The 23,360-nt window shown below is 72.2% G+C and carries 25 protein-coding genes; 13 read left to right on the top strand and 12 right to left on the bottom strand.

The window, feature by feature from the left end:
* Positions 1-439 precede the first annotated feature (439 nt).
* The 3 genes from ACOJVX_RS08245 to ACOJVX_RS08235 all read right to left on the bottom strand — a co-directional run bounded on the left by ACOJVX_RS08245 (position 440) and on the right by ACOJVX_RS08235 (position 1,934).
* Entirely contained in the window at positions 440-637 is a 198-nt protein-coding gene (locus tag ACOJVX_RS08245; RefSeq protein WP_418152623.1) for a DUF397 domain-containing protein, read from the bottom strand.
* A 254-nt stretch (positions 638-891) separates the two neighbouring features.
* A complete protein-coding gene (locus tag ACOJVX_RS08240) occupies positions 892-1,071 on the bottom strand; it encodes a DUF397 domain-containing protein (protein ID WP_103056950.1) in 180 nt (59 codons plus the stop codon).
* Between the two features lie 20 nt (positions 1,072-1,091).
* Positions 1,092-1,934, bottom strand: a complete 843-nt coding sequence (locus ACOJVX_RS08235) for a helix-turn-helix domain-containing protein (RefSeq protein ID WP_103055513.1) — start codon at positions 1,932-1,934, stop codon at positions 1,092-1,094.
* 259 nt (positions 1,935-2,193) lie between these two features.
* Between ACOJVX_RS08235 and ACOJVX_RS08230 the strand changes: the two genes are divergently transcribed.
* The 8 genes from ACOJVX_RS08230 (at position 2,194) to ACOJVX_RS08195 (ending at position 8,312) form a co-directional block, all read left to right on the top strand.
* A complete protein-coding gene (locus tag ACOJVX_RS08230) occupies positions 2,194-2,649 on the top strand; it encodes a hypothetical protein (protein ID WP_418152621.1) in 456 nt (151 codons plus the stop codon).
* Complete coding sequence (locus ACOJVX_RS08225) at positions 2,646-2,909, top strand: hypothetical protein (protein WP_418152619.1); 264 nt, start codon at positions 2,646-2,648, stop codon at positions 2,907-2,909. Before ACOJVX_RS08230 ends, ACOJVX_RS08225 begins: the two co-directional genes overlap by 4 nt.
* A 240-nt stretch (positions 2,910-3,149) precedes the next feature.
* Entirely contained in the window at positions 3,150-3,320 is a 171-nt protein-coding gene (locus ACOJVX_RS08220; protein WP_418152617.1) for a hypothetical protein, read from the top strand.
* An 84-nt stretch (positions 3,321-3,404) separates the two neighbouring features.
* The gene (locus ACOJVX_RS08215; RefSeq protein ID WP_418152615.1) at positions 3,405-3,758 is read left to right on the top strand and encodes a hypothetical protein; all 354 of its coding nucleotides are present in this window, start codon (positions 3,405-3,407) and stop codon (positions 3,756-3,758) included.
* A gap of 79 nt (positions 3,759-3,837) precedes the next feature.
* Entirely contained in the window at positions 3,838-4,167 is a 330-nt protein-coding gene (locus ACOJVX_RS08210) for a hypothetical protein (RefSeq protein WP_418152613.1), read from the top strand.
* 5 nt (positions 4,168-4,172) lie between these two features.
* The gene (locus ACOJVX_RS08205; RefSeq protein ID WP_248783725.1) at positions 4,173-4,808 is read left to right on the top strand and encodes a hypothetical protein; all 636 of its coding nucleotides are present in this window, start codon (positions 4,173-4,175) and stop codon (positions 4,806-4,808) included.
* A gap of 551 nt (positions 4,809-5,359) precedes the next feature.
* Positions 5,360-6,355, top strand: coding sequence for a pectate lyase family protein (locus tag ACOJVX_RS08200; RefSeq protein WP_026418846.1), 996 nt, complete (start codon positions 5,360-5,362; stop codon positions 6,353-6,355).
* 379 nt (positions 6,356-6,734) lie between these two features.
* On the top strand, positions 6,735-8,312 hold the full coding sequence (locus ACOJVX_RS08195; protein ID WP_051313959.1) for a serine/threonine-protein kinase: 1,578 nt from the start codon (positions 6,735-6,737) through the stop codon (positions 8,310-8,312).
* Positions 8,313-8,325: 13 nt separating this feature from the next.
* On the opposite strand, the gene ACOJVX_RS08190 is transcribed toward ACOJVX_RS08195, so the two are convergent.
* On the bottom strand, positions 8,326-9,486 hold the full coding sequence (locus tag ACOJVX_RS08190) for an acyl-CoA dehydrogenase family protein (protein WP_026418847.1): 1,161 nt from the start codon (positions 9,484-9,486) through the stop codon (positions 8,326-8,328).
* A 303-nt stretch (positions 9,487-9,789) separates the two neighbouring features.
* Here ACOJVX_RS08190 and ACOJVX_RS08185 point away from each other — a divergent pair, with 303 nt between their 5' ends.
* A complete protein-coding gene (locus ACOJVX_RS08185; protein WP_418152607.1) occupies positions 9,790-10,200 on the top strand; it encodes a spore-associated protein A in 411 nt (136 codons plus the stop codon).
* Positions 10,201-10,256: 56 nt separating this feature from the next.
* Here the strand turns inward: ACOJVX_RS08185 and ACOJVX_RS08180 are convergent, their stop codons facing one another.
* A complete protein-coding gene (locus ACOJVX_RS08180) occupies positions 10,257-10,928 on the bottom strand; it encodes an O-methyltransferase (protein WP_422647381.1) in 672 nt (223 codons plus the stop codon).
* A 1,068-nt stretch (positions 10,929-11,996) separates the two neighbouring features.
* Here ACOJVX_RS08180 and ACOJVX_RS08175 point away from each other — a divergent pair.
* Together ACOJVX_RS08175 and ACOJVX_RS08170 are read left to right on the top strand one after the other, a co-directional pair.
* A complete protein-coding gene (locus tag ACOJVX_RS08175) occupies positions 11,997-12,599 on the top strand; it encodes an AAA family ATPase (protein WP_016701586.1) in 603 nt (200 codons plus the stop codon).
* A 128-nt stretch (positions 12,600-12,727) separates the two neighbouring features.
* Complete coding sequence (locus tag ACOJVX_RS08170) at positions 12,728-13,597, top strand: metallophosphoesterase family protein (RefSeq protein ID WP_016701587.1); 870 nt, start codon at positions 12,728-12,730, stop codon at positions 13,595-13,597.
* A 37-nt stretch (positions 13,598-13,634) separates the two neighbouring features.
* Here ACOJVX_RS08170 and ACOJVX_RS08165 read toward each other — a convergent pair whose 3' ends face one another.
* Positions 13,635-15,470 (bottom strand): glycoside hydrolase family 15 protein, encoded by a 1,836-nt coding sequence (locus ACOJVX_RS08165; protein ID WP_030106676.1) that lies wholly within the window; start codon positions 15,468-15,470, stop codon positions 13,635-13,637.
* A 381-nt stretch (positions 15,471-15,851) separates the two neighbouring features.
* Here ACOJVX_RS08165 and ACOJVX_RS08160 point away from each other — a divergent pair, with 381 nt between their 5' ends.
* Positions 15,852-16,649 carry an alpha/beta fold hydrolase gene (locus ACOJVX_RS08160; protein ID WP_030106677.1) on the top strand — a complete coding sequence of 266 codons (798 nt, stop codon included), beginning with the start codon at positions 15,852-15,854 and terminating at the stop codon, positions 16,647-16,649.
* 107 nt (positions 16,650-16,756) lie between these two features.
* On the opposite strand, the gene ACOJVX_RS08155 is transcribed toward ACOJVX_RS08160, so the two are convergent.
* The 6 genes from ACOJVX_RS08155 to mmuM all read right to left on the bottom strand — a co-directional run bounded on the left by ACOJVX_RS08155 (position 16,757) and on the right by mmuM (position 21,732).
* The gene (locus ACOJVX_RS08155; protein WP_211237529.1) at positions 16,757-17,278 is read right to left on the bottom strand and encodes a PH domain-containing protein; all 522 of its coding nucleotides are present in this window, start codon (positions 17,276-17,278) and stop codon (positions 16,757-16,759) included.
* Positions 17,279-17,334: 56 nt separating this feature from the next.
* The gene (gene ribH / locus ACOJVX_RS08150; protein WP_418152598.1) at positions 17,335-17,823 is read right to left on the bottom strand and encodes a 6,7-dimethyl-8-ribityllumazine synthase; all 489 of its coding nucleotides are present in this window, start codon (positions 17,821-17,823) and stop codon (positions 17,335-17,337) included.
* Positions 17,820-19,103, bottom strand: coding sequence for a bifunctional 3,4-dihydroxy-2-butanone-4-phosphate synthase/GTP cyclohydrolase II (locus ACOJVX_RS08145; protein WP_026418853.1), 1,284 nt, complete (start codon positions 19,101-19,103; stop codon positions 17,820-17,822). Before ACOJVX_RS08145 ends, ribH begins: the two co-directional genes overlap by 4 nt.
* Positions 19,100-19,732, bottom strand: a complete 633-nt coding sequence (locus tag ACOJVX_RS08140) for a riboflavin synthase (protein WP_026418854.1) — start codon at positions 19,730-19,732, stop codon at positions 19,100-19,102. The genes ACOJVX_RS08145 and ACOJVX_RS08140 overlap by 4 nt, the downstream gene beginning before the upstream one ends.
* Positions 19,733-19,939: 207 nt before the next feature.
* Entirely contained in the window at positions 19,940-20,620 is a 681-nt protein-coding gene (gene rpe / locus ACOJVX_RS08135; RefSeq protein ID WP_081715453.1) for a ribulose-phosphate 3-epimerase, read from the bottom strand.
* A gap of 185 nt (positions 20,621-20,805) precedes the next feature.
* Positions 20,806-21,732 carry a homocysteine S-methyltransferase gene (gene mmuM, locus ACOJVX_RS08130; RefSeq protein WP_418152594.1) on the bottom strand — a complete coding sequence of 309 codons (927 nt, stop codon included), beginning with the start codon at positions 21,730-21,732 and terminating at the stop codon, positions 20,806-20,808.
* 673 nt (positions 21,733-22,405) lie between these two features.
* Between mmuM and ACOJVX_RS08125 the strand changes: the two genes are divergently transcribed.
* Entirely contained in the window at positions 22,406-23,248 is an 843-nt protein-coding gene (locus tag ACOJVX_RS08125) for a siderophore-interacting protein (protein WP_026418856.1), read from the top strand.
* Positions 23,249-23,360: the final 112 nt, after the last annotated feature.

Here is a 23,360-nt window from a genome sequence, read left to right as displayed (position 1 = left end):
CAACGGAGACGACTGGGCAGGGCGGCTTGTCGCTCATCCATCGGGCCGAGCGGTCTTGCTGCTGCGCTGCGCAGAGTGCCTTCAGCGCAGCACGAGACCGTCAGGACTCACCCGTGAGCTAAGCGGCCCTGCTCGGCTTCGAGACGGCCGATGATGTCATCGTCCTCCCGGCAGGTGTCGACGAACCTCACGCCTCGTCGGGGCACAGGCTCGCGCCGCCTGTTGGCCGCCGATTCAGCCCCACGCCCCTCACCCTCACCGGCTGAGCGCCTGGCTGATCGCCGGGCATGAACTCCTCGGTGAAGGTGGATCACCGGCGTTGAGCTCGGGCGGTTCTGGTGGGGCTCCTCCTGGTGGGACGTGTTGCGCCATGCCGTGCGGCAGTGGGGGTGGGCGGGAGGTGCCCGCCGGCCACCCCATCGGCCGGCGGGCTGACAGGTCAGAGGCGGTCTGCCTTGACGGCGGTGATGAAGCTGTCGAAGGCCTGCCGGCTGACGACAAGAGTGCCACCGGCGCGGTTCTTCGTGTCCCGGATACCGGCGAGACCAGGTGCGCCACCGACCTCGACGCAGCTGTTCATGCCGTTGGTGCTCCGGGTGGACTTCCGCCAGTTGCTGAAAGTGGTGATAACGCTCATCTGCTGCCTCCTGAAAGGAAGGGGAAGGGTTTTGATCTGGAAAACTCGGTGTTGTCCTCGACGACTCCCGCCCGGACGAGAAGGGTATCCATCCCAGGATGCCAGCCAGCATACGACAGAGTCTCCGCTAGATTGGTTATGCCTCTCGCTGTCGTAGTGAGGTGCCCAAGGTGGCAGTATCGCGGATGCGGCCGCCTGTGAGGCATGAGGGCAACTGCCCGCCGGCCTAAACGAGGTGGCCGGCGGGCTCAGGGTCAGAAGCGGCCGGCCTTCACGGCGGTTACGAAGCTACCGAAGGCACGGCGGCTGACGACAAGAGTGCCACCCGCACGGTTCTTGGTGTCACGGATACCAACGAGACTAGGCGCGCTACCCACCTCCACGCAGTTCGCGGACCCGTTGCTACTACGGGTCGCCTTACGCCAGTTGGTCATACCAGTGAGGTATTCCATTCTCACTCCTCAAGTTCACGGATACGGCCCGCAAGGAGAGATTCAGATTCTGCGGGCGTGAGTGCTGCTGTGAAGACGCGTTCGAACGCCACAGCGAAGTACTGGGTATAGGTAGCACTGTCGTGCCACTCGCCATCCACCATCGTCTCGGTGAACGCGAACGTGGCACTGGGCTCTCCCACGTCCAGCAACGTGAAGGAAGTACCAATCGGGGTGTGTTCACCCGCGTCGAACGGGAGCACCTTCAAAGTGACATGGTCAAGCTGCGCGAAGTGCCGCAAAGTGTCGAGTTGTTGCCGAAGACCGCCCGTACCGCCTACCCGGCGGTGAAGCGCCGCTTCACCAAGCACCAGGCTTACCTGTGGCGCGTTCTCGCCCATGACATGAGCCGCCCGGGCTAGACGCTTGGCGACTGCGCTGTCGATACCCCCAGCGGCGGGGAGCACAGCCGTCGAGAGCACTGCTCGTGCGTAACGTTCAGACTGGATGAAGCCTGGTATCAGCTCCTCGTAGAAGACACGCAACCGCGTAGCCGCTGCCTCGACAGCCACGTAAGCCTGCGCCCAAACAGCCACGGGCCGCGTTTCCCGATCACGTCGCCGGGCTTCGGCGGCGAGCATGAGGACGTGGTCCCGCTCGGACGGACTCAGACTGTATAGCTCGGCCAGCCGTTCAGTTTCCGTCAGTGCGAGGACGCGGTGGCCGCCCTCGACGAACGCAACCTTGCGTGCATACCAACCCAGTTCTTTGGCGACGTCGCCCGCGTCCAACCCTGCCCGTTCGCGGTGCGCACGAAGCGCTTGCCCGAGCAGCAGCCGATAGGCGAGAGGCGGCGGTGTTCTCATGCGTTCATCTTCTCTGGTCTCTCACGCGCGGTGGTACATCGCTGAAGATGCTCCGTAGGGGCTTTTCACCCGAATTGACTACAGCCAGTGGTGGGCTGGACCTTGCACAGTCACGGCCATAAGCCGTACGGTCCTCAATGTAAGTCGTACAGTCACACTCGTACCTGTACTCCTTCCTTCGGGTATGCCAAACATCACGGAGGGGCCGGGCCAACTGTCCAGGCCGCCCGGCCCCTCCTTGAAGAGAGGAACCGACGCTATGACCGTCGATCCCATCCCGGTAGCCATGCTACTGGCCGTAGCCGTCCTGCTCGCCGAGGTGTACCGCCGGCACCGAGGGCGCCCTGACCAGCCGATCCGTGCCGTGGTCACCGTCAGCGGCGTGGTCTTCCTCAGCGGCCCACCCCCCGGCGATGGCATCCCCCGGTCCACCTCGGACACCCCGTGGTCGACCCCGTCACCCCCGAGTCCCGCTGGTTCCTGGCACACCACCCGAACCCGGTCGGGACCCGCGACCGCCCACGCCAGCACCCACCCCAGCACCGACGCCGAGGGGGGCGGCGACGAGCAGGACACAGGCCGCCATCACTGGCGTCCCACCCCCACCGCCCTCCCGCCTGCGGTCGGAGGCCCCGACCCGGGGTGGGTCACCGTCCTCACCGGGCACCTCCCCCTCCCGGCCCCATCCCGACACCCTCGGGGGCGGGTCGCGTGATCCTGTCCGCAGCCCTCGGAGCCTGGGCCGCCCTGACCCTGCTGTGGACCGTGGAATGGGCCGACCGTGTCCTGCTTCCCCCGCTCCGCGGAACCATCCGGCTGCGTCGGGTCCGGCGCACGACCCGTCAGGCGTTGATCGCCGCCGGGCATCCCTGGCCCCGCCCCCGTCGCCCCCGCCGCAGGCCACCCTCCGCGCCTCGGCCGAGACCGGTCGGTGCGGTCGTCATCCCGAAGGATGACGTCCCCACCGACTCCTGATCGCAGCCGCCCACCCCCGGTGCCTCCCCTTCGGGTCGCGTCCTCCCGCCTCCCCGTGTGTGGAATCGCGCGGCCTGTCGGGGGTGGTGGCTGCCCGGTCGCCCGGTGGGTCGAACCGGGACACCCCGGCCCCCCTGTTGTTCCCGGTTCCCACCGGGCGACCACCCCTCCGTTGCTGCCCGCTGTCGGTGCGCCACGGCCCGCGCGGTGCACCCCTGCTGACCGAAGGACCCCTCACTCGTGATCGTCCTCGTCCTCGTCCTCGTCCTCGTCGCCGTCGTCGTCTCGGTCCTCACCGGCTGCTTAGCCCTGAGCGTCGTGGTGGGCCTGGTCGCCTCGTCCCGCTCGGCCGTCGAGGACCACCCGCTGTCCCGGTCGCTGACCACCCTGCTCCCCGGACCCACCCCGTGACCCCGGCTCCCGAGGACACCGAGACGGTGTCGCCGCTGGTGGTGCGGTCGCAGCGGGTCCGCCCCTACCTGCCGAAGGACGACCATGACCGACACCGCGACCCGGACCGCGCTACAGGCGGTGCCGGAACTGGCCGGGATCTACGCGTTGACCCGCCGAGGCTGGCAGTGGACCTCGTTGACCCGGGGCACCGGGACGCTGGTCGGCTGGTTCGCCTGGTCTGGCGGGCCGTTTGTGGACTGGTGCGTGATCCGGGGCTACGGGGAGGTCGAGGCCGTCCGGGTCCGCGACGGCGACGGCCTGGTCTGGCAGCGCTGTGGATCGGTTGGCGTGGTCGCCGCTGAACTGAAGGACCTTCCCCCACCGCACGCCCCAGGTGCGCCGCGCCTGCTGACAGGACGCCGGTGGCGACCACCCGGCGCACTGCGCCTGCGGTAACCACCCTCCCCCAATTCCTTTTCCTTTTCCTTCTCCTTCTCCTTCTCCTTCTCCTTCTCCTGCGGACAGGAAGCACTCCGTGTACTATGTCATCAACCGCTGTCTGGAGCCGATCAACGCCCGCTCCTACCTCGGCCCGTTCCCCCGCTACCCCCAGGCCCTGCGGGCCTGGGCGTTCCGGGGCCAGGTCGTCCTGGCCGCCCTGGGCACCGCCGCGATGCGTTCGGAGGTCAGCACGGCCGGCCGCCTGTACTACCTGCTGCCCCGTGACCCCAGTCCTGGTCCCACCGGTGTTCCCGAGCTGGCACGGGGGCCGCTGCGGTGTCGGCACACCGCCGAGGTCCAGGCCGGTAAGGGGTTCCTCCTGGCGTCCCAGTTGCTGCCCGACCCCGTGCTGAGCGGGACGTGACCACCGTGAACCAGACACCAGAACCCACCGGTCACGCCGCTCTGTCGTTGGCGGGGGCCGCCCCACCGGCTGGGCCCTACCCGGCGCGGACACCCCTCGCTGAGGAACCGACCTCGCCCGCCGAGGCAACGACCGGGGCGGGCAGTGCCGGGGTGCGCGACGGGGACGACATCACCGGAGCCTGGCTCACCCGATGCGCGGTGCGCACCCCGGTCGTGGGCCGCCTCTACGGTCACGTCGACCTCGATACCGGCCACGGGCCTCCTGTCGGACCGGGCCTTCGTTACCTGGTGGGGACCTTCGACCACCGTCGCCTCGTGCTGTGCGGGGCGGTGGTGCGGCACTGCGCCGAGTTCGACGAGCTCACCACGGCCACGATCACGGAGATGCGGGACCTGGCCCGCCGGTGGCGGCTGGGGGAGTTCCTGCCGCCACCGACCACGATGAAACGCCGCCGCCGACGTGTCCCGGCGTGGGCGCGGGTGCGGTTCTGGTCCTGGGAGCCCGAGGTCGAGCTGGGCATCAGCTACGCGGGTCGGGTCAGTTTCAAACACGGCGACTGGGCCCGCATCGGCCCACATCCGTCCAGCGTCCTCCCCATCGCGGACAGCAGTGGGGAGGACCGCAGCTACCCGACGTGACCCCGCCGGGCACGACCTGCGGGATACCGCCGATCCTCCCGCGATCGCCACACCGGTTCCTCCTCCACGCGGGGGCCGTCGATGGGTCGTCACCGGGCGGGGCGCCGGCGGCCGCGACCGATGACGTGCGACGCCATTCCACGTGTGTTCCGAATGGCGCAGCCATTGCTACCACCGCGTTCGCAGCTGACGGATCCACCCGGCGGAATCGGCGGAGGGAAAACGGTCGACAGGTATCGAACGTACCGTCGACCGAATGTCGGACAAGGGCACCGAGGTGGTTAATCATTTGCCAACAGAGTGTTGACAGGGTGGAAACACGAGTCGTAGCCTCCATCCCACAGGGAAACGCTTTCCCCCTGGTAGAGACCTTGAGGACAACGGAGTCCAGGTCGCGCAACCCCCTAGGTCCCGAGCGGCGGACACGCCGGACGGGAAACCCAGCGGAACGGAAAGAACCGGTCCGCGCGCACCCTGCCGCGAGCCGAATTCCACCCCCTCCACCGGTCGCCGCGCCCTCACTCCGACAACGGAAGAAGAGAGAGGCTGACATGAGGAAACGACTCGTCGGACGCCGGCTCGTCGCCGCCGGCGCGCTGTCCGCGCTCGCCGTGGGCTCGGTCCTGGGCGGCTCGGTGCTGGCGGCCGCCGAACCCTCCGAGCCCTGGTCAGCGCCGTACCAGGACGACCGGCCGATCGGCTGGGCCAGCGTTGACGAGAACGGCCAGAACGGCACCACCGGCGGGGCCGGCGGCGACACGGTGACCGCCTCCAACGCCGACCAGTTCCTCGACTACATCTCGCGGGACGAACCGCTGGTCATCGAGGTCGACGGCACGATCCAGCTGTCCGGGATGGAACGGGTCAGCTCGGACAAGACGATCATCGGCGTCGGCACCAACGGCCACATCACCGGCGGCGGGCTCAAGCTGCGCTCGGTGAGCAACATCATCATCCGCAACCTGCACTTCTCCGACGCCAACGACGACTCGATCGACATGGAGGAGGGCACCCACCACGTCTGGGTCGACCACAACAGCTTCACCAACGCCAACGACGGCGCCGTCGACATCAAGCGTGAGTCCGACTTCATCACCGTCTCGTGGAACCGGGTCTACGAGCACGACAAGAGCATGATCCTGGGCCACTCCGACAACCACACCGCCGACATCGGGCACCTGCGCGTCACCTACCACCACAACTACTTCGACGGCAGCGACACCCGGCACCCGCGTGTGCGGTTCGGTGACCAGGTCCACGTGTTCAACAACTACTACCGGGCCAACAAGGAGTACGGGGTCGCCTCCACGATGAACGCGGGCGTCATCGTCGAGGGCAACTACTTCGAGGACGTCGACACCCCCACCGAGGTCGGCTACGGCAGCTCCAGCGACGGCCGCATCGTCGCCAGGAACAACGTCCTCGACAACTCGGGTGAGATCGCGACGGCGGGCAGCGTCGACGACCCGCCCTACTCCTACACCGTCGACAACCCGCAGAACATCCCGTCGCTGGTCGGCGGGGGCGCCGGATACGGCAACCTCTGATCCCGCCGCAGCGGCCCAGCGCGCCGACCCACCCCGGCGAGGTCCGCCACGCCGACCGGTGACCGCGCTCCCCGATGCCCCTGGCCGAACACCGGCCGGGGGCATCGTCGCGGCCCGAGGACGGCGACGGCTCGCACCGGCCGGGAGGCGCCCCCGCCGGCCGCCCACCGCCGTCTCCCGGCCCAGGCCGGCGGGCGGACACCACCGGTGAGGTCGCGGACACGCAACGACGCCGACCAGCCACCCCGGGTGTCCCCGCTGGACGCCGCGCCCTCCCACCCGATCCGGACGGCCTCCCCGGGCCCGGTACGCGGGTTGGCTGTTCGGGCTTCGCGCCGGCCCTCTAACCTGTCGCGGTGGAACCGACGGGGAGACTCGGGTGAGCCAGGAGCAACGGAGGGTCGCCGACCGCTACCGGCTGGATGAGCGGATCGGCAGCGGAGCCATGGGCATTGTCTGGCGAGCCCATGATGAGCGGTTGAACCGCACCGTCGCCGTCAAACAGCTGCTCCAGCAGCCCGGACTGACTCCGGAGGAGGCCGAGGAGGCCCGGCAACGCGCGCTGCGCGAGGGCCGGATCGCGGCACGGCTGCAGCACGCGAACGCCATCGGCGTGTACGACGTGACCGAGCACGAGGGCCAGCCCTGCCTGATCATGGAGTACCTGCCCTCGCGGAGCCTGGCCACCGTGCTGGCCGAGGAGGGCACGCTCACCCCCGAACGGGCGGCGGCGATCGGAGCGCAGATCGCCACGGCGCTCAGCGTCGCGCACGCGGCCGGCATCGTCCACCGCGACGTCAAACCGGCCAACGTCCTGCTCGGGGAGGACGAGGTCGTCAAGATCACCGACTTCGGGATCTCCCGGGCGACCGGCGACGTCACGGTCACCAAGACGGGCATGTTCGCCGGCACCCCCGCCTACCTCGCCCCGGAGATCGCCCGGGGCAACGACTCGGTCTCCGCCTCCGACGTGTTCTCCCTGGGTGCGACCCTCTACGCCTCCGTGGAGGGCGACCCGCCCTTCGGCACCGAGGGCAACAGCCTCGCCCTCCTCCAGACCGTCGCCAAGGGCCGCATCAACCCCCCGCAGCAGTCCGGGCCCCTCGCGCCCGTCCTGGTGCACATGCTGCGGGCCGAGCCACAGGACCGGCCGACGATGGCCGAGGTCCGGGAGGCGCTGCAGGCCGTCGCCGAGGGCTCCCCGCTCCCGCCGACCGTCCTGGCCGTCCCCGGCCTGACCCCCAGCACCCCGGCGGAGCCGACCGCGACCCGCGCCATGCCCGCGCCCCCCACCCGCGGCCTGGCCGACACCGGCCCGATGACCGGCCCCATGACGGGCCCGATGACCGGCCCGATGACCGCGGTCGGCGGCGGACCGAGCGCCGAGACGGTGCCCGCCAAGACCGTGCCGGCCGCCAAGGCACCCGGGAACCCCACCCGGGTCAACCGGCCCACGGCCGCCGCCGCCCCGGCACGTCAAGCCGAGCCCGCCCCCGCCGAGGAGGAGTGGTGGCGGCGCCCTGCGGTGCTGGCCGGCGCCGGCGCGGCCGCCGTCGTGGTGGTCATCGTCGTCATCGTCACCGCGCTGTCCCTGGGGGACGACAACGAGACCCCGTCCGTGGCCCCCGACACCGACACCACCACCACGACACCCGCCCCCACCACACCCTCCGAGATCCCGACCACCGAGGAACAGGGACCGGTCGACGAAGGGGCCGACCCCGGGTGGCAGCAACCCGCCCCACCACCCGCCAACGACTACCAGCCGGCACCCGACCAGGGCAGCGACACCATCGACCAGCCCTCGGCCCCCGAGGTGACCGACGATGACCCCGTCGACCCACCGGACGACGACGACACCGAGCCCGCCGACCCGCCCGACACCGGCAACCCGCCCGGCGGGGACGAACCACCCCCCGGCCAGGGCAACCCGGAGAACACCCACAACACGCCGTGACGGCGCGCGCTCCTCACCGGAACGCGGCGATGCCCGTCAACGCACGGCCGATGGTGAGGGTGTGCACCTCGGCCGTGCCCTCGTAGGTGAGCACCGACTCCAGGTTGTTGGCGTGCCGCAGCGGCGAGTAGTCCAGGGTCACCCCGTTCGCGCCCAGTACCGTGCGGCACTCCCGGGCGATGCCGATCGCCTCGCGCACGTTGTTGAGCTTGCCCGCGCTCACCTGCTCCGGCCGCAGCCGGTCCCGTTCCTTCAACCGTCCCAGGTGGACGGCGAGCAGCGCGCACCCGCCGAGGCTGACCGCCATGTCCGCCAACTTGGCCTGCGTCAGCTGGAAACCGGCGATCGGCCGTCCGAACTGCTCCCGCGTCGACGCGTAGTCCAGGGTCGTGCGCAGGCAGTCCCGCGCCGCGCCCACCGCCCCGAAGACGATGCCGAACCGGGCCTCGTTCAGGCAGGACAGGGGAGCGCCGAGACCCTCGGCGTGGGGGAGCCGGGCCGTGTCCGGGAGGCGGACGTCCTCCAGGACCAGTTCGGAGGTGACCGAGGCCCGCAACGACAACTTCGCGGGGACGTCCACGGCACGGAAGCCCCTGGCCGTGGTGGGCACGAGGAAGCCGCGCACCCCATCCTCGGTGCGGGCCCACACCGTGGCGACGTCGGCGATCCCGCCGTTGGTGATCCACGTCTTCGTGCCGGTGAGCACCCAGTCGGAGCCGTCACGCACCGCGCGCGTCCGCATCGCGGCCGGGTCGCTGCCCGCGTCGGGTTCGGTCAGCGCGAAACAGCCGACAGCCTCCCCCGCCGCCAGCCGGGGCAGCCACTCCCGCTTCTGCTCCTCCGACCCGTACCGCCAGATCGAGAACATCGACAGCGACCCCTGCACCGACACGAAGCTCCGCAGGCCGCTGTCCACCGACTCCAGCTCCAGGCACGCCAACCCGTAGGCGACGGGGCCGAGCCCGGCGCAGCCGTACCCCGTCAGGTGCATGCCCAGCACCCCGAACGCGCCCAGCTCCCGCGCGAGGTCGCGGTCGAACACCCCTCGCTCGAAGCGGTCGGCGACGCCGGGCCGCGCCCGCGCGTCGAGGAAGTCGGCGAGACCACGTTGGATCTCCCGTTCCTCCTCGGTCAGCAACGAGTCGATGTCCAGTAGCGCCAGCGGATCCGGCATCGGGGGACGTGCCACGGTGTCGACCTCGCCTTCGTCGGCGGTTCAGGGCCTTCCGCGGCAGAGCCTGCCACAACTCGGGGCTCCCGCGTCGGCGACGTCGGCCCTCGCCGCCGCTCGCCGGCGGCGCTCCGGGCCCACCGGGGACGCCTCCGCGTGGAGCACCCCACCGGGGTCGGGTGGCGTTCACGCCGAAGGGCGGTAGGGCGCGGCGACGGTGCCGGTTCCGGTCGGTCGGCCGGGGAGGGACGTCGACCGCGTCCTGGCCTCGGCGGCGCGTGCGCACCGCCAGCCGAGGAGCCGCGAATGAGGACGCCCGCACGTCGGAGCCGCACCGCACTGGCCGCGCTGTTCCTCATGCTCGTCGCCTCCGTGGTCGCGCCCGGCACCGCGGCGGCCGCCTCCTACGGCGGGCAGCGCGGCTCCGGGTACTCGGTGGTGAACTCCCTGGACCTCGTCGAGGCCACCGTCTTCCTCACCTACAACGCGGGCAACGGGAACAACCGCGTGGCCATCGGGAACACCCCCGGCGACCGGCTGTTGACGAACGCCTGGCTGAAGCGGTCGCCCGAGACCCCCGCCCACTGGCGGCACGACCGCGGATTCCTCACCACCTACGCGGGGCCGGTGCACCGGGCCGCCGCCGGCACCCGGGTGGACTGGGGCGGGTACCGCAACGGTTCGGAGGACACCCGGTACGGCACGAACCCCGGCTGACCCGGCATCAGCGCGGCCAGCCCGCCGCCGGGGCGCTGACGACCCCGTGCCGCCGGCTAGGAGCCGACGACGGCCAACGCGAAACCGTCGTAGCCCTTGGCGCCCACGGTCTGCACGGCGGTCGCCGACAGGCGCGGCTCGTCCGCCACGAGCTCCAGGAAGGACCGGACGCCCTCCACGGCCCCGTCACCGCTGTCCGGGTCCGCGACCCGCCCGCCCCGCACGACGTTGTCGGCGATCAGCACGGTTCCCGGGCGGGACAGGCTCAGCGAGTAGTCCAGGTAGGCCGGGTACCCCTGCTTGTCCGCGTCGAGGAAGATCAGGTCGAACGGGCCCATCCCCGCCGTGACGAGCTGCGCCATCGTCTGCTGGGCCGGGCCGATGTGGATGTCCACCTTCCCGAGCAGCCCGGCCGCCTCCAGGTTCGACCGCGCGACCTCGGCGTGCCTCGGGTCCCCCTCCAAGGTGACGAGCCGCCCGTGTTCGGGGAGGGCACGACCCAACCACACGGTGCTGTACCCGCCGAGCGTTCCCACCTCCAGGATCGTGTGGGCCCGGGTGATCACCGCGAGGAGGTGGAGCAGCTTCCCCTGGTTGGGGGCGACGTTGATCGGGGGGAGCCCGGCCGAGGCGCTGGCGGACAGGACGTGGTCGAGCACCGGGTCCTCGGGCACCAGCAGCCCGGTCAGGTAGTCGTCGACCTCGGCCCAGCGGTCCTGCGACGGCATCAGCGCCTCCTCCCGAACGGCCCGTCCGACTCTACTGCCACGGGAGGCCGACGGCGGGCCGCGCGCGATGAGGAGGTCGCACGGCACCCCCGACCGGGCGGATGGCCTCGGGCCCCCAACCCGAGGCCGGGCCCGTGCCCCGTGCGAGGCCGCAGCCAGCCACCCCCATGGCTGGCGCCGTCCACGCACGAGGCACCTTCCTCCCCCGAGGACGCGTTCCCTCCGCCCCGTTCCCCCCTCCGGTGAAACGGAACCCCCGCGATGGGACGCTGTCCGAATGGAGGCGAACCGCGCCGGTACCACCAACGTGGTCTCCTCCGTCGTGCTGTCCGCGCTTCACCTGATTCAGCCGTTCCCGTTCACGAGAACACTCGCGAACGGGATCCGGATGCTCCCCCAGCATTGCGCGGACACCCCCATGCCCGGTGACCGACGGTCGGTCAGTCACCGGCTGAATTTCTAACACGGATGACCGACGGAACCGCAATCGACTCCGGGTTCCCCAATCCCCCGAACGAGCGGGTCCCACCTCGGCCGCGCCGCGACCGCCAAGCGCGGGATGCGGCATCCACGCTGGTCACACACGCATTCTTCCCTCCACGGCGAATAGGGCCAGCCTCGGAGGGTGTCGACCGTCGACAGTGAATTTCCTTCTATCGGAGTAACGATAACCGCGATGTGGGGGATACGCTGCGGAGTCCCGCGTGCACGCAGCGCACTAACGCGCTCGCTCAAATCAAGATCATCTTCTCGCGCGCACCACGAGCGGGGCGCCACACGCCACGCAATGCGAGCGAATTGCCCTCGGAAAGACGCTCCGAGGCAATCACCGTCAACTTTCCACGACCACTCCCGACACCTCGAAACAATCAGCCGGAACCAACGGTCCGGCGGATTCCCACCGGACCGGAACACCACTCACCCCAGACCGCCCGGCTGGCTGGCGGACGGCGGACGGCGGACGGCGGACGGAACCCCCACCCCGGGAACCTCGCCGCCCAGGACCGGGACCACCCACCCGCCGACACACCACCGGAAATCCCGTTGTCGCCCCGGTACCCCCGCGCGATGCTGCTGCCCGTGACCGAACCCCCGAACACCTCCACCAGCGACACCCCACCCCCGCTCACCGGCGTGCTCGTCCTCACCGGAGTGATGGCCGCCGGCAAGACCACCGTCGCGCGGACCCTCGCCGACCGCCTCCCGCGCTCGGCCCACGTCGGCGGCGACGCCTTCCTCCGCATGGTGCGCGGCGGCCGCGAGGACATGACCCCCCACCCCACCCAGGAGGCCCGACGACAGCTGCGCCTCCGACACCGCCTGACCGCGCACACCGCCGACCTCCTCGCCGAGGAGGGCTTCACCGTCGTCGTCGAGGACATCCTGATCGGACCCGACCTGACCCGGTTCCTGGCCACGCTCCGCACCCGACCCCTGCGCCTCGTCGTCCTCGCCCCCACCCCTCGGGCCATCGCCGACCGCGAACGCGAGCGCACCAAGGACGGCTACCTGACCTGGGACGTCGCCACCCTCGACGGCCTGCTCCGCGCGGACACCCCCCGCCAGGGGCTCTGGTTGGACACCTCCGACCAGACGCCCGCCGCCACCGTCGAGGACATCCTGGCCCGCGCGGACGAGGCACTGGTGACCCCGGACCGGCGGGACGACTGACCGGCCCCGGCCCCACCTCGGGCGTCCACCTCGGACCAGCGCCCCGCACCGCCACGCCCCCACCTCGAAGGACCCGGGCCACCGCGACGGGGACCCGACCACCGGGCGCGCTCGGGTAGCCTGCCGGGATGGCCCGGTCCCTGCTCGCCACCAGCGATCTGCACGTGTCACACGAGGGCAACAGCGAGGTGGTGGAGCGGCTCCGCCCCTACACGCCCGAGGACTGGCTCATCGTCGCCGGCGACGTCGGGGACACCGTCACCGAGATCACCTGGACGCTCGACCTGCTGGCGCGGCGGTTCGCCAAGGTCATCTGGGTGCCGGGCAACCACGAACTGTGGACGACCTCGCGTGACACGGTCAAGGCCCGTGGCGAGGAGCGCTACCGCATCCTGGTCGACGTCTGCCGCGAACTCGGCGTCCTGACCCCGGAGGACCCCTTCCCAGACTGGGAGACCGAGGACGAGACCTTCACCATCGCCCCGCTGTTCACCCTCTTCGACTACAGCTTCCGCGAGCCCGGGCTCTCCTTCGAGGCCGCCATGAGGGACGCCCACGAGACCGGCGTCGTCGGCACCGACGACATGCTGCTGCACCCGGACCCGCACCCCACCCGGCAGGCGTGGTGCGCGGAACGCATCCGCTACTCCGAGAGCCGGCTCGACGCCGTGGCCCCGGACCGCCGCACCATCCTCGTGTCGCACTGGCCGCTGCACCGCGGCCCCACCACCATGCTGTGGTACCCGAGGTTCGCGATGTGGTGCGGCACCACCGCCACCGGCGACTGGCACCTGCGCTACCGGGCGGCCGTGGCGGTGTACGGGCACCTGCACATCCCGCTGACCTTCGACTTCGACGGAGTCCGGTTCGAGGAGGTCTCCCTGGGCTACCCCCGCGAGTGGCGGCGGCGCACCCCCACGCCCTACCCGATCCGCCGCATCCTGCCGGCCGACCCGAGCCGCACGACCTCGAACCACCTGCTGCCCGGTCACCGGTGAGCCGCCAGGCCGAGGACCCCGGCCCGCCCCGGCTCGCTCAGCCCATCGCCCGGTCGAGGTTGACCGCCGCGCTGATCAACGCGAGGTGGGTGAAGGCCTGCGGGAAGTTGCCGAGCTGCTCCCCGGTGAGGCCGATCTGCTCGGCGTAGAGACCGAGGTGGTTGGCGTAGGTGAACGTCTTCTCCAGGGCGACCCGCGCCTCCGACAGCCGACCCGCCCTGGTCAGCGCCTCCACATACCAGAACGAACAGATGGAGAACGTCCCCTCCGAACCCCACAGGCCGTCCGGTGCCTGTTCCGGGTCGTAGCGGAAGACGAGGCTGTCGACGACGAGGTCCTCGCGGATGGCGTCCAGGGTGGACAGGAAACGCGGGTCGGTGGGTGAGCAGAACTTGACCATCGGCATCAGCAGCAGCGACGAGTCGAGCACGTCGTCGTCGTAGTTCTGCACGAACGCCTGCCGGCGTTCGCTCCACCCCCGCTCCATGATCTGCCGGTACACCCGGTCGCGGGTCCGCATCCACGAGTCCAACGGCCCGGGGAGGCCGCGCTGCCGCGCCATCCGGATCATGCGCTCGAACGCCACCCAGGTCATCAGCCGGGAGAAGGTGTGGTCCCTCGGACCAGACCGCACCTCCCAGATGCTCTCGTCCGGCTGGTCCCAGTGCTCACCCAGCCAGTCCAGCACGCCGATGAGGTCCTGCCAGCTGTCGTAGGAGATGCCGGTCCCGTACTTGTTGTAGAGGTAGACGGAGTCGATGATCTCGCCGTAGATGTCGAGCTGGAGCTGGTCGGACGCGTCGTTGCCGATCCGCACCGGCCGGGCCCCCCGGTATCCCTCCAGGTGGTCCAGGGTGCGCTCGGGGAGCTCGGTGTCCCCGTCGATCGAGTACATCACCCGCAGCGGACCGGCCTGGCCCTCCCGGGGCCGGCGGAACCGCCGCGTCAGCCACTCCATGAAGGCGTCCGCCTCCGAGGTGAAGCCGAGCCGGAGCAGGGCGTAGAGCGAGAAGGCCGCGTCCCGCATCCACACGTACCGGTAGTCCCAGTTGCGTTCACCACCCAGGTCCTCGGGGAGGCTGGCCGTCGGCGACGCGATGACGGCGCCGCTGGGCTCGTGCGTCAGGAGCTTGAGCGTCAGGGCCGACCGGTGGACCTTCTCCCGCCAGCGGCCGCGGTAGGTGGACCTGGCCAACCAGCCCCGCCAGAAGTCGACGGTCCGCCGGAACAGCTCCTCGGCGTCCCCGGCGTGGTGGTGGTTGGCCCGCTGGCCGCTCTCCAGGGCCTCCAGCACGAAGAGCTCGGTCTCCCCCGCGCTGACCACGAACTCGCCGTGCGCGTCGCCGTTCCGGTCCACGTCGAGATCGACCGTCGCCCCGACGCCCAGCACGGTGTCGCGGCCGACGAAGCACAACCCGTCGCGGTCGCGGCGCACCTCGTGGGAGTCACGGCCGTAGTCGAGCCGGGGGGCGAGGGTGACCCGCATCCGCATGGACCCCCGGAGCCCCAGCACCCGCCGCACCAGCCGCTGGTGGTGGTCGGGGTCCCGTTCCCGCAGCACCGGCATGAAGTCGTGGACCTCGACCATGCCCTCCTCGGTGAGGAAGCGGGTGATGAGGACGTTGGTGTCCGGGAAGTAGAACTGCTGGGTGCCGGCGACCCGGCAGTCCGGGCTGATCCGCCAGTACCCGCCGCGCTCCGCGTCCAGCAGGCTCCCGAACACGCTCGGGGAGTCGAAGCGCGGGCAGCAGAACCAGGAGACGGTGCCGTCGGTGCCCACGAGGGCGGCGGTGCGCAGGTCCCCGATCAGGCCGTGGTCGGCGATGGGGGGATAACGGCTGTCGTCGGTCCGCTCGGCATCGTCGGGGCGCATCCCACATCCTTCACGCTCGTCCGCCAGGCGGCCCGACCCCGACTCGTCGGTGCCACGGCCGGACGCGCCCTTCCCTTCCTCCGATCGACCGTAACGCGACTGGCTGGTCGTCGCTGATGACGAGATCGCCGGGGGAAGGCACCAGGAGCACCAGGGAGGTGAATTTTATTCATGACTGATGGGACAGGGCGGACGAACTCCACGGGAGGCGACCTCGCGGCAGGGTGGGCCGCGGGCAGGATGGGCGCGCGCCGGCACCGGTGAGCCGACCGGCCTGGGCGGGGACGGCCGCCGCCGCTCCGGGGAGGGGAGGGGCGGATCGGGCCGGCGGGAGTGGGCGCGCGGAAGAATCCGGTGGACACGCCCCCTACCGTCGCCAGGGTGATCACTCGTCGTTCCGTCACCCTGAACGGTCGTGCCCACTCCGTCCTCGACTCCGGCGGCGACGGACCGCCGCTGCTGGCCCTGCACGGCACCTTCGGCCGGTCGGACATCTTCGCCAGGCTGGCCGCCGACCTCGCCCCCGACTGGCGCGTCATCGCCCCCGACCAGCGCGGGCACGGCCGCTCACCCCGGGGTGGGGACTTCTCCCGGCGGGCCTTCGTCGACGACGCCGCCGCCCTCGCCGCCTCGCTCGCCACCGGCCCGGTGGCCGTCCTCGGTCACTCCCTCGGGGGGCTGAACGCCTACCAGCTGGCCGCCCACCACCCCGACCTGGTGCGCGCGCTGGTCGTCGTCGACAACGGGGCCGTCACCGGCCCGCCCGAGGTGCCCACCCCGATCCTCGACGTCCGCGACTGGCCCCGGCTCGCGCCCAGCAGGCAGGCCCTCACCGACCACCTCGCCGAAGCGGGGATCCCGGTGGCCGACTACTTCCTCGCCAGCGCGGAGCCCGCCCCGGGCGGCGGCTGGCGGTACTGCTTCGACCTCGACGACATGATGGCCGTGCAACGGGCCGGGGTGGGCGACTGGTGGCGGGACTGGCTGGGATCGTCGTGCCCGGCGCTGCTGCTGCGGGGGGAGCACAGCCACCTGCTGTCAGCCGACCACGCCCGGGACATGGTGCGCAGGAGGACCGCGCCCACCTCCCTGGTGGAGTTCCCCGGCTGCGGCCACTGGCTGTACGAGGACGACCCCGTGCGCTTCGCCGACACCGTCCGGGAGTTCCTCGGCCGCTGACGCCCGCCAGTGGTGCCGCGGGCGTCAGCCCCTCCCCGGCCCCCGCCGCCAGCGGGGGCCGGGACCCGGCGACCTCACCTCGGCGGGGCCACCGGGCACCGGCTGGGTCACCTCGCGGTGGGCGCCGAGGGTTCCGCCCCCTCGACCGCCGGTTCCACGACCTCGACGCCGGTGTGCCGCCGGTGCAGACGACGGACCTCGCGCATCGCCCGCACCGCCCGGTGCCGGTCGGCGGCCTGGATCGCCATCACGGCGATGTACTCGTCGTCCGGCAGTTCGATCCGCGCCCACGGCACGCCCTCGGGGAAGGTCACGGCCCGCACCAGCGGCCACTCCACCGTCCGGCTGACGAGGATGTTCCGCACCTCGACACCCTGGGGCCCGACCCGCAACCGGGGGCGCGCCAACAGCAGGGCGGCCCCGGCGAGCAGACAGCCCAACAGCACCATCGCCACCTGGTCCGAGGTGCCGAAGAACGCCCCGGTGGGGGTCTCCTTCAGCAGCACGGCCACCACCGTGAACACCGAGACGAGGGACACTGCCGCGCCGACGGCCACCAGCCGCACCCGCCAGGGACGGACCACCAGCGTCCCGTCGCCGCCCTCCGGCCCGGTCTGGTCCTCAGTCAACACCCGCTCCTCACACTCACTCCGGCCGCTCGCCGGACCGACAGGACCGACACGCCTCAGGCGGACGGCGACCCGCCGCGCAACGCGCGCAGGGTCAACGCGGTCTCCACCGCCGCCACCGCCGCCTCGTACCCCTTGTCCTCCGACGACCCGGGCAACCCGGCCCGCGCCACAGCCTGCTCCTCGGTGTCGCAGGTGAGGACCCCGTTGCCCACCGGTGTCGCCTCGTCCAACGCGACCCGGGTGAGCCCGGCGGTGACCGCGTAGCACACGTACTCGAAGTGCGGGGTCCCGCCCCGCACGACCACCCCGAGGGCGACCACCGCGTCGTGCGTCCTGGCCAACTGCTGGCACACCACCGGCAGCTCCACCGAGCCGGCGACACGGACCACGGTGGGTTCGGGAGCACCGGACTCACCGATCGCCGCGAGCGCCCTCGACAGCATGGTGTCGGTCAGCTCGGCGTGCCACCGGGTGGCCGCGACGCCGACCCGCAGTCCGGCGGCGTCGCCCGGACGCAGGCCGGGCGATCCCTCGCCGCTCATGCCGTCACTCCCGTTCCCCCGTCGCCGGTGGCGTCCGCGTCGCCGCCGAGCCCGTCCAACTCGTGCCCCATCCGGTCCCGTTTGGTCCGCAGGTACCGCAGGTTCTCCGGGTTCGGCCGGACCGGGAGCCCGACCTTGCCGTTGATGCGCAGCCCGTAGCCCTCCAGGCCCACCCGCTTCGCCGGGTTGTTCGTCAGCAGGCGCATCGACCGGATGCCGAGGTCGCACAGGATCTGGGCGCCGGTGCCGTAGTCGCGGGCGTCGGCCGGCATCCCCAGCGCGAGGTTGGCGTCGACGGTGTCGGCACCGTCGTCCTGGAGCTGGTAGGCCTGGAGCTTGTGGATCAGGCCGATGCCCCGGCCCTCGTGGCCGCGCATGTAGAGGACCACGCCTCGGCCCTCCTCGGCCACGGTGGCCAGCGCGGCGTCGAGCTGCGGACCGCAGTCGCAGCGCAGGGACCCGAAGACGTCCCCGGTCAGGCACTCCGAGTGCACCCGCACCAGCAGGTCCTCGCCGTCCCCGATCTCGCCGTAGACCAGGGCGATGTGCTCGACACCGTCGATGACGCTGTCGTAGCCGTAGGCGCGGAAGTTGCCGTGGGCGGTGGGGATCCTGGCCTCGGCCACCCGCTCCACCTGCTTCTCGAAGCGGCGGCGGTAGGCGACGAGCTGGGCGATGGACAGCAGCACCAGGTCGTGTTCGGCCGCGAAGCGCTCCAGCTCGGGACGCCGGGCCATCTCCCCGTCGACCTCGCTGGAGACGATCTCGCACAGCACGCCGGCGGGACGGGCGCCCGCCATCCTCGCCAGGTCCACGGCCGCCTCGGTGTGGCCGGGGCGGCGGAGCACGCCCCCGTCCTTGGCGCGCAGCGGCACGACGTGACCGGGGCGGCTGAGATCCGCCGGCCCGGTGTCCGGGTCGGCCAGCAACCGGACCGTCAGCGCCCGGTCCGCGGCCGAGATCCCGGTGCCGACCCCCTCCCTGGCGTCCACCGTGACCGTGTACGCGGTGCCGCGCCGGTCCTGGTTGACGTGGTACATCGGCGGGAGGTCGAGCCGGTCGCACTCCTCGGCGGGCAGGCCGACGCACACGTAGCCCGAGGTGTGCCGGACCATGAACGCCATCAGCTCGGGCGTGGCCCGCTCGGCGGCGAAGATCAGGTCGCCCTCGTTCTCCCGGTCCTCGTCGTCGACCACCACGACGGGGCGGCCGTCGGCGATGTCGCGGAGCGCCCGCTCGACGGTCGCCTCCAGTTCCGTCCTGCTCTCCACCGTCGTCATCGGCTCACCTCGGTCGTCGTCGGAGCGGGGGTCACGCCGAGATGGCTGGCCGCCAGCTTCTCCACGTACTTGGCCAGGACGTCCACCTCCAGGTTCACCACGTCACCCGGCTGCCGTCGGCCGAGGGTCGTGAGTTCGAGGGTCGTCGGGATGAGGCTGACCGTGAAACCCCGCTCGTCGACGCCCATCACGGTGAGGGACACCCCGTCGACGGTGATCGAGCCCTTCTCCACGAGGTAGCGCCCCAGGTCCGCGTCCAGGGCGACGTGGACCACCTCCCAGTGAGCGGAACGCTCCCGGGAGGTCACCCGCCCGGTGCCGTCGACGTGGCCCTGCACGATGTGGCCGCCCATCCGGGCGCCGACGGCGACGGCGCGCTCCAGGTTCACCGGATCACCGGCGGTGACCTTCGCCAGGTTGCTCCGGCGCAGGGTCTCGGCCATCACGTCGGCGGTGAAGTGGGCACCGTCGGTCTCCACCACCGTCAGGCACACCCCGTTCACGGCGATCGAGTCACCGTGCCGCGCGTCGGAGGCCACCAGCGGGCCGTGGATCGTGAGTCGGGAGGCGTCGGGCAGCGCGTCGAACGACCGCACCTCACCCAGCTCCTCGACTATTCCGGTGAACACGATGCGTGCTGCCTCCTCACGAGCCCGACCGAGGGCTCACCCCGTCCGACACCTCTACTCTCCCACTGGACACGGCGCGCGGACAGGATCGGGTTGACCAGTTGACGGGCCTCACACACGGCACCGGCCGCTGACCAGGCGTGATCGGTGGGGGTGATCCTGGCCGGCCGACCGGTTGACCAGCGTCGACCCAGGGTTCCCGGCCGCTCAGCCCCGGTCGGGGGCCGCCGAGCGGGCCCGGTCCCGCAGCGCCTCCACCGCCGCCCCGGGGTCCTCCGCCCCGTACACGGCCGACCCCGCCACGAAGCAGTCCACCCCGGCCTCGGCCGCCGCCTCGATGGTGTCGGCGCTGATGCCGCCGTCGATCTCGACCAGCACGTTGAGGTGCCCGGTGTCCACCAGCCGGCGGACCTGGCGCACCTTGTCCAGGACCTCCGGCATGAACGCCTGCCCGCCGAAACCGGGCTCGACCGACATCACCAACAGCGTGTCGTAGTGCCGCAGCACGTCCAGGTACGGCTCCAGCGGGGTTCCCGGCTTGAGGGACAGGCCGGCGAGGGCGCCGGCGGCCCGGATGTCCCTGGCCACGCCGATCGGGTCGGTGGCCGCCTCCACGTGCACCGTGACGTTGTGGGCACCGGCCTCCGCGTAGCCGACCGCCCAGCGGTCCGGGTCGGAGATCATCAGGTGGCAGTCCAGCGGGATGTCCGTGGCCGCGCGCAGCGAGGTGACGACCGGCAGGCCGAGGGTCAGATTGGGCACGAAGTGCGCGTCCATCACGTCCACGTGCAGCCAGTCCGCGCCTCGCCGGTCGGCGCTCGGAGCCACGGCGGCGGCCTCCTCGGCGAGGCGGGCGAAGTCGGCGGAGAGGATGGAGGGCGCGATCATGAGCTCGGAGGACACGGGGGCAGTCTAGGAGCGGGCCGACCGGCGGGGCGCGCCCAGGCGCCCCGGGCAACGGTGGGAGGCCGCCGGCCACGGCGCTCCGACGACCCCGGACCGACGGGAAGGAGCCGCCGGGCACGGCGCTCCCCGGGTGGACCACGCGGCGGAACGCCTCCGACGCCCCCGGCTCAGGGCCGGTGGCCCGCCGGGCCGGCCAGTGCCGCCGCCACCTTCGCGACACCGGCCGGCCCCACCCGACAACATCCCCCGACGAGGCGGGCACCGGCCGCCACCCAGGACCGCACCTCGCCGGCGTCGAACACGGCGGGACCACGCCAGCTCGCCGACCCCGCGTCCCACTCCTCGCCGCTGTTCGGGTAGGCCACCACCGGCTTGCCGCTGGCGCTCGCGGCCAGCCGCACGACCTCGGCGAGCCCCACGGGCGAGACGCAGTTCACCCCCACCGCCAGCACCTCGGGCCGCTCCCGCACCAACGCGAAGGCCTCGTGGAGGTCCTGACCAGCCGAGGTGCGGCCGTCCCGGACGGTGTAGGAGAGCCAGGCCGGCGGTCCGCCGAGGGCGGCCAGCTCGTCGAGGAGCACCTCGGCCTCCTCGACGTCTGGCACCGTCTCGCAGGCCAGGAGGTCGGCTCCCGCCTCGGCGAGAACGGCCAGCCGGGGCCGGTGGAACTCGCGGAGCGACGCGCGGCTGACGCCGTACCGCCCCCGGTACTCGGACCCGTCGGCCAGGTAGGCCCCGTACGGGCCGACCGAGGCCGCCACCAGCAGTCCCGGGGGGACCCCCCGGCCCACCGCCCGGTCGGCCGCGTCCCTGGCTACCGCCACCCCACGCCGGAGCACCCCTTCGGCGTCGCGGCGGTCCACGCCGCAGGCGGCCAGGCCCGGGAAGCTCGCCTGGTAGGTGGCCGTCGTGGCGACCCGCGCGCCCGCCAGGTAGAAGGCGAGGTGGGCGCGGGCCACGGCGTCGGGGCGTTCGGCCAGCACCCGCGCCGACCACAGCCCACCGGACAGGTCGAGACCGGCACGTTCCAGTTCGGTGGCCAGCCCGCCGTCGAGGGGCAGCGGGGTGGTCAGGTCGGGCGCGGCGGGCGTCATCGCGCCACTGTGCCACGGCCTCGCGGCCGTCGACCCGTCCGCACCGCCCTGGACCCCCACCGTATCGAGGTGGGACCGAAGCGTCCCGGCCTGGGCTGGCCCGCCAGCGGAGCGCTCGGCCGCGCACGAGCCGCCCCACCCACCGCCGGCCCGGCGGTGTCCCCCGCCACCGGGCTCCCGCCGGACGCGCCCGCCCATGCCAGCCCGCTCCCGGGACTCCCCTGGGGAGCACGACACCACGCCGCCCGCGACGCCGGCGACGAGTGGCATGGGGCGGGACACCGTCCGCGCGGCGTGCGCTGACACCAGGCGCGCGGCGGCACCGTGTCACGGCGCGACCTCGCTCACCGCTGGTCGCCGCCCCACCGCACTCCCGAGGCGACCCGCTGAGCACGACCGGCGGGCCGCACGGCACGCACCAGCGCCATCCGCCCCGAACCCGGCCGGCGGACCGAGGGGGTCGGAGCGGCTGGCCCCGCCTCCCCCCGGACGACCGGCCGGCGGCGCGAATCGCGGAACCGCCAGCGGTGGCGGCAGCGGTGGCGCCGGTGGGGGCGGGGAGACACCCCGCATGACGGGAGGATCACGGTGGTCACGAGGCGTGGACCGCGGTCCCGCCAGCGCATAGGGTGATCTCGTCCCGCTCGCGGTGGACTGGTCACAGGGGGCCGAGATGAGCCTGCCGATGGGGTTCTCCTTGCTGCGCGTCACCGCCGTCCGGCGGATCACCCCCCGCCTGGCGCGCATCAGCTTCGGCGGGGACCTCGACGGTTTCCGCGATGTCGCTCCCGACCAGCAGGTGAAGCTCTTCTTCGCCAAGCCCGGCCAGGCCGTCCCCGCCCCGCCGCCGATGCCGGAGGACGGCGACGCCCTGCGCTGGTACCAGGCGTACCTGGCGATGCCGGACGCGGAACGACCGTGGATGCGCGCCTACACGGTCCGCCGCCACGACCCGCGTGCCGGCCGCATCGACATCGACTTCGTGCTCCACGACCACGACGGCCCGGCCGGCACCTGGGCGGCGTCCGCCCGGATCGGTGACCTGGTGGGGATGGTGGGCCCCGCGCCCAGCCACCGCCGGACGGCGGTGGAGCACGACTGGCAGCTCCTCGTGGGGGACGAGACCGCGCTGCCCGCCATCGCGGCGATCCTGGAGAGGCTGTCGCCCGGCGACCGGGCGGTCGCCTTCGTCGAGCTCGCCGACCCGGCCGAGCGCCAGGTCATCGACAGCGCCGGAGACGTCGACCTGCGCTGGATCGGCCGCCGCCCCGGGGCGCACGGCGCGGCGTTGCTCGACGCCGTGCGCGCGGCCACGTTCCCGCCCGGTCGGGTGGCTCCCTGGATCGCCGGCGAGGCGTCGACCGTCCGGGCGGTGCGCCGCCACCTGGTCGGCGAACGCGGTGTCGACCGGCGGTCCATCGCCTTCACCGGCTACTGGCGCGTCGACCGCAGCCAGGACGACCCCGCCCCCGAGGAGGACCCCACCGACGCGGAGGACCGGGTGGCGCGCGCCTGAGCACCGGCCACCGCTCCCCGCGCCCCGACGCCGGGCCACCGCTCCCGACACCACGGGTGACGCCGGTGCCTCGCTAGACTCTCGGGCCCGTCCCCGTCAGGAGGCGACCCGC

It is taken from the genome of Actinoalloteichus caeruleus, from assembly GCF_049311605.1.
GTDB lineage: Bacteria > Actinomycetota > Actinomycetes > Mycobacteriales > Pseudonocardiaceae > Actinoalloteichus_B > Actinoalloteichus_B caeruleus.
The sequence above is the reverse complement of the archived record's forward strand: the minus strand, read 5'-3'. Positions and strand labels throughout refer to the sequence as shown.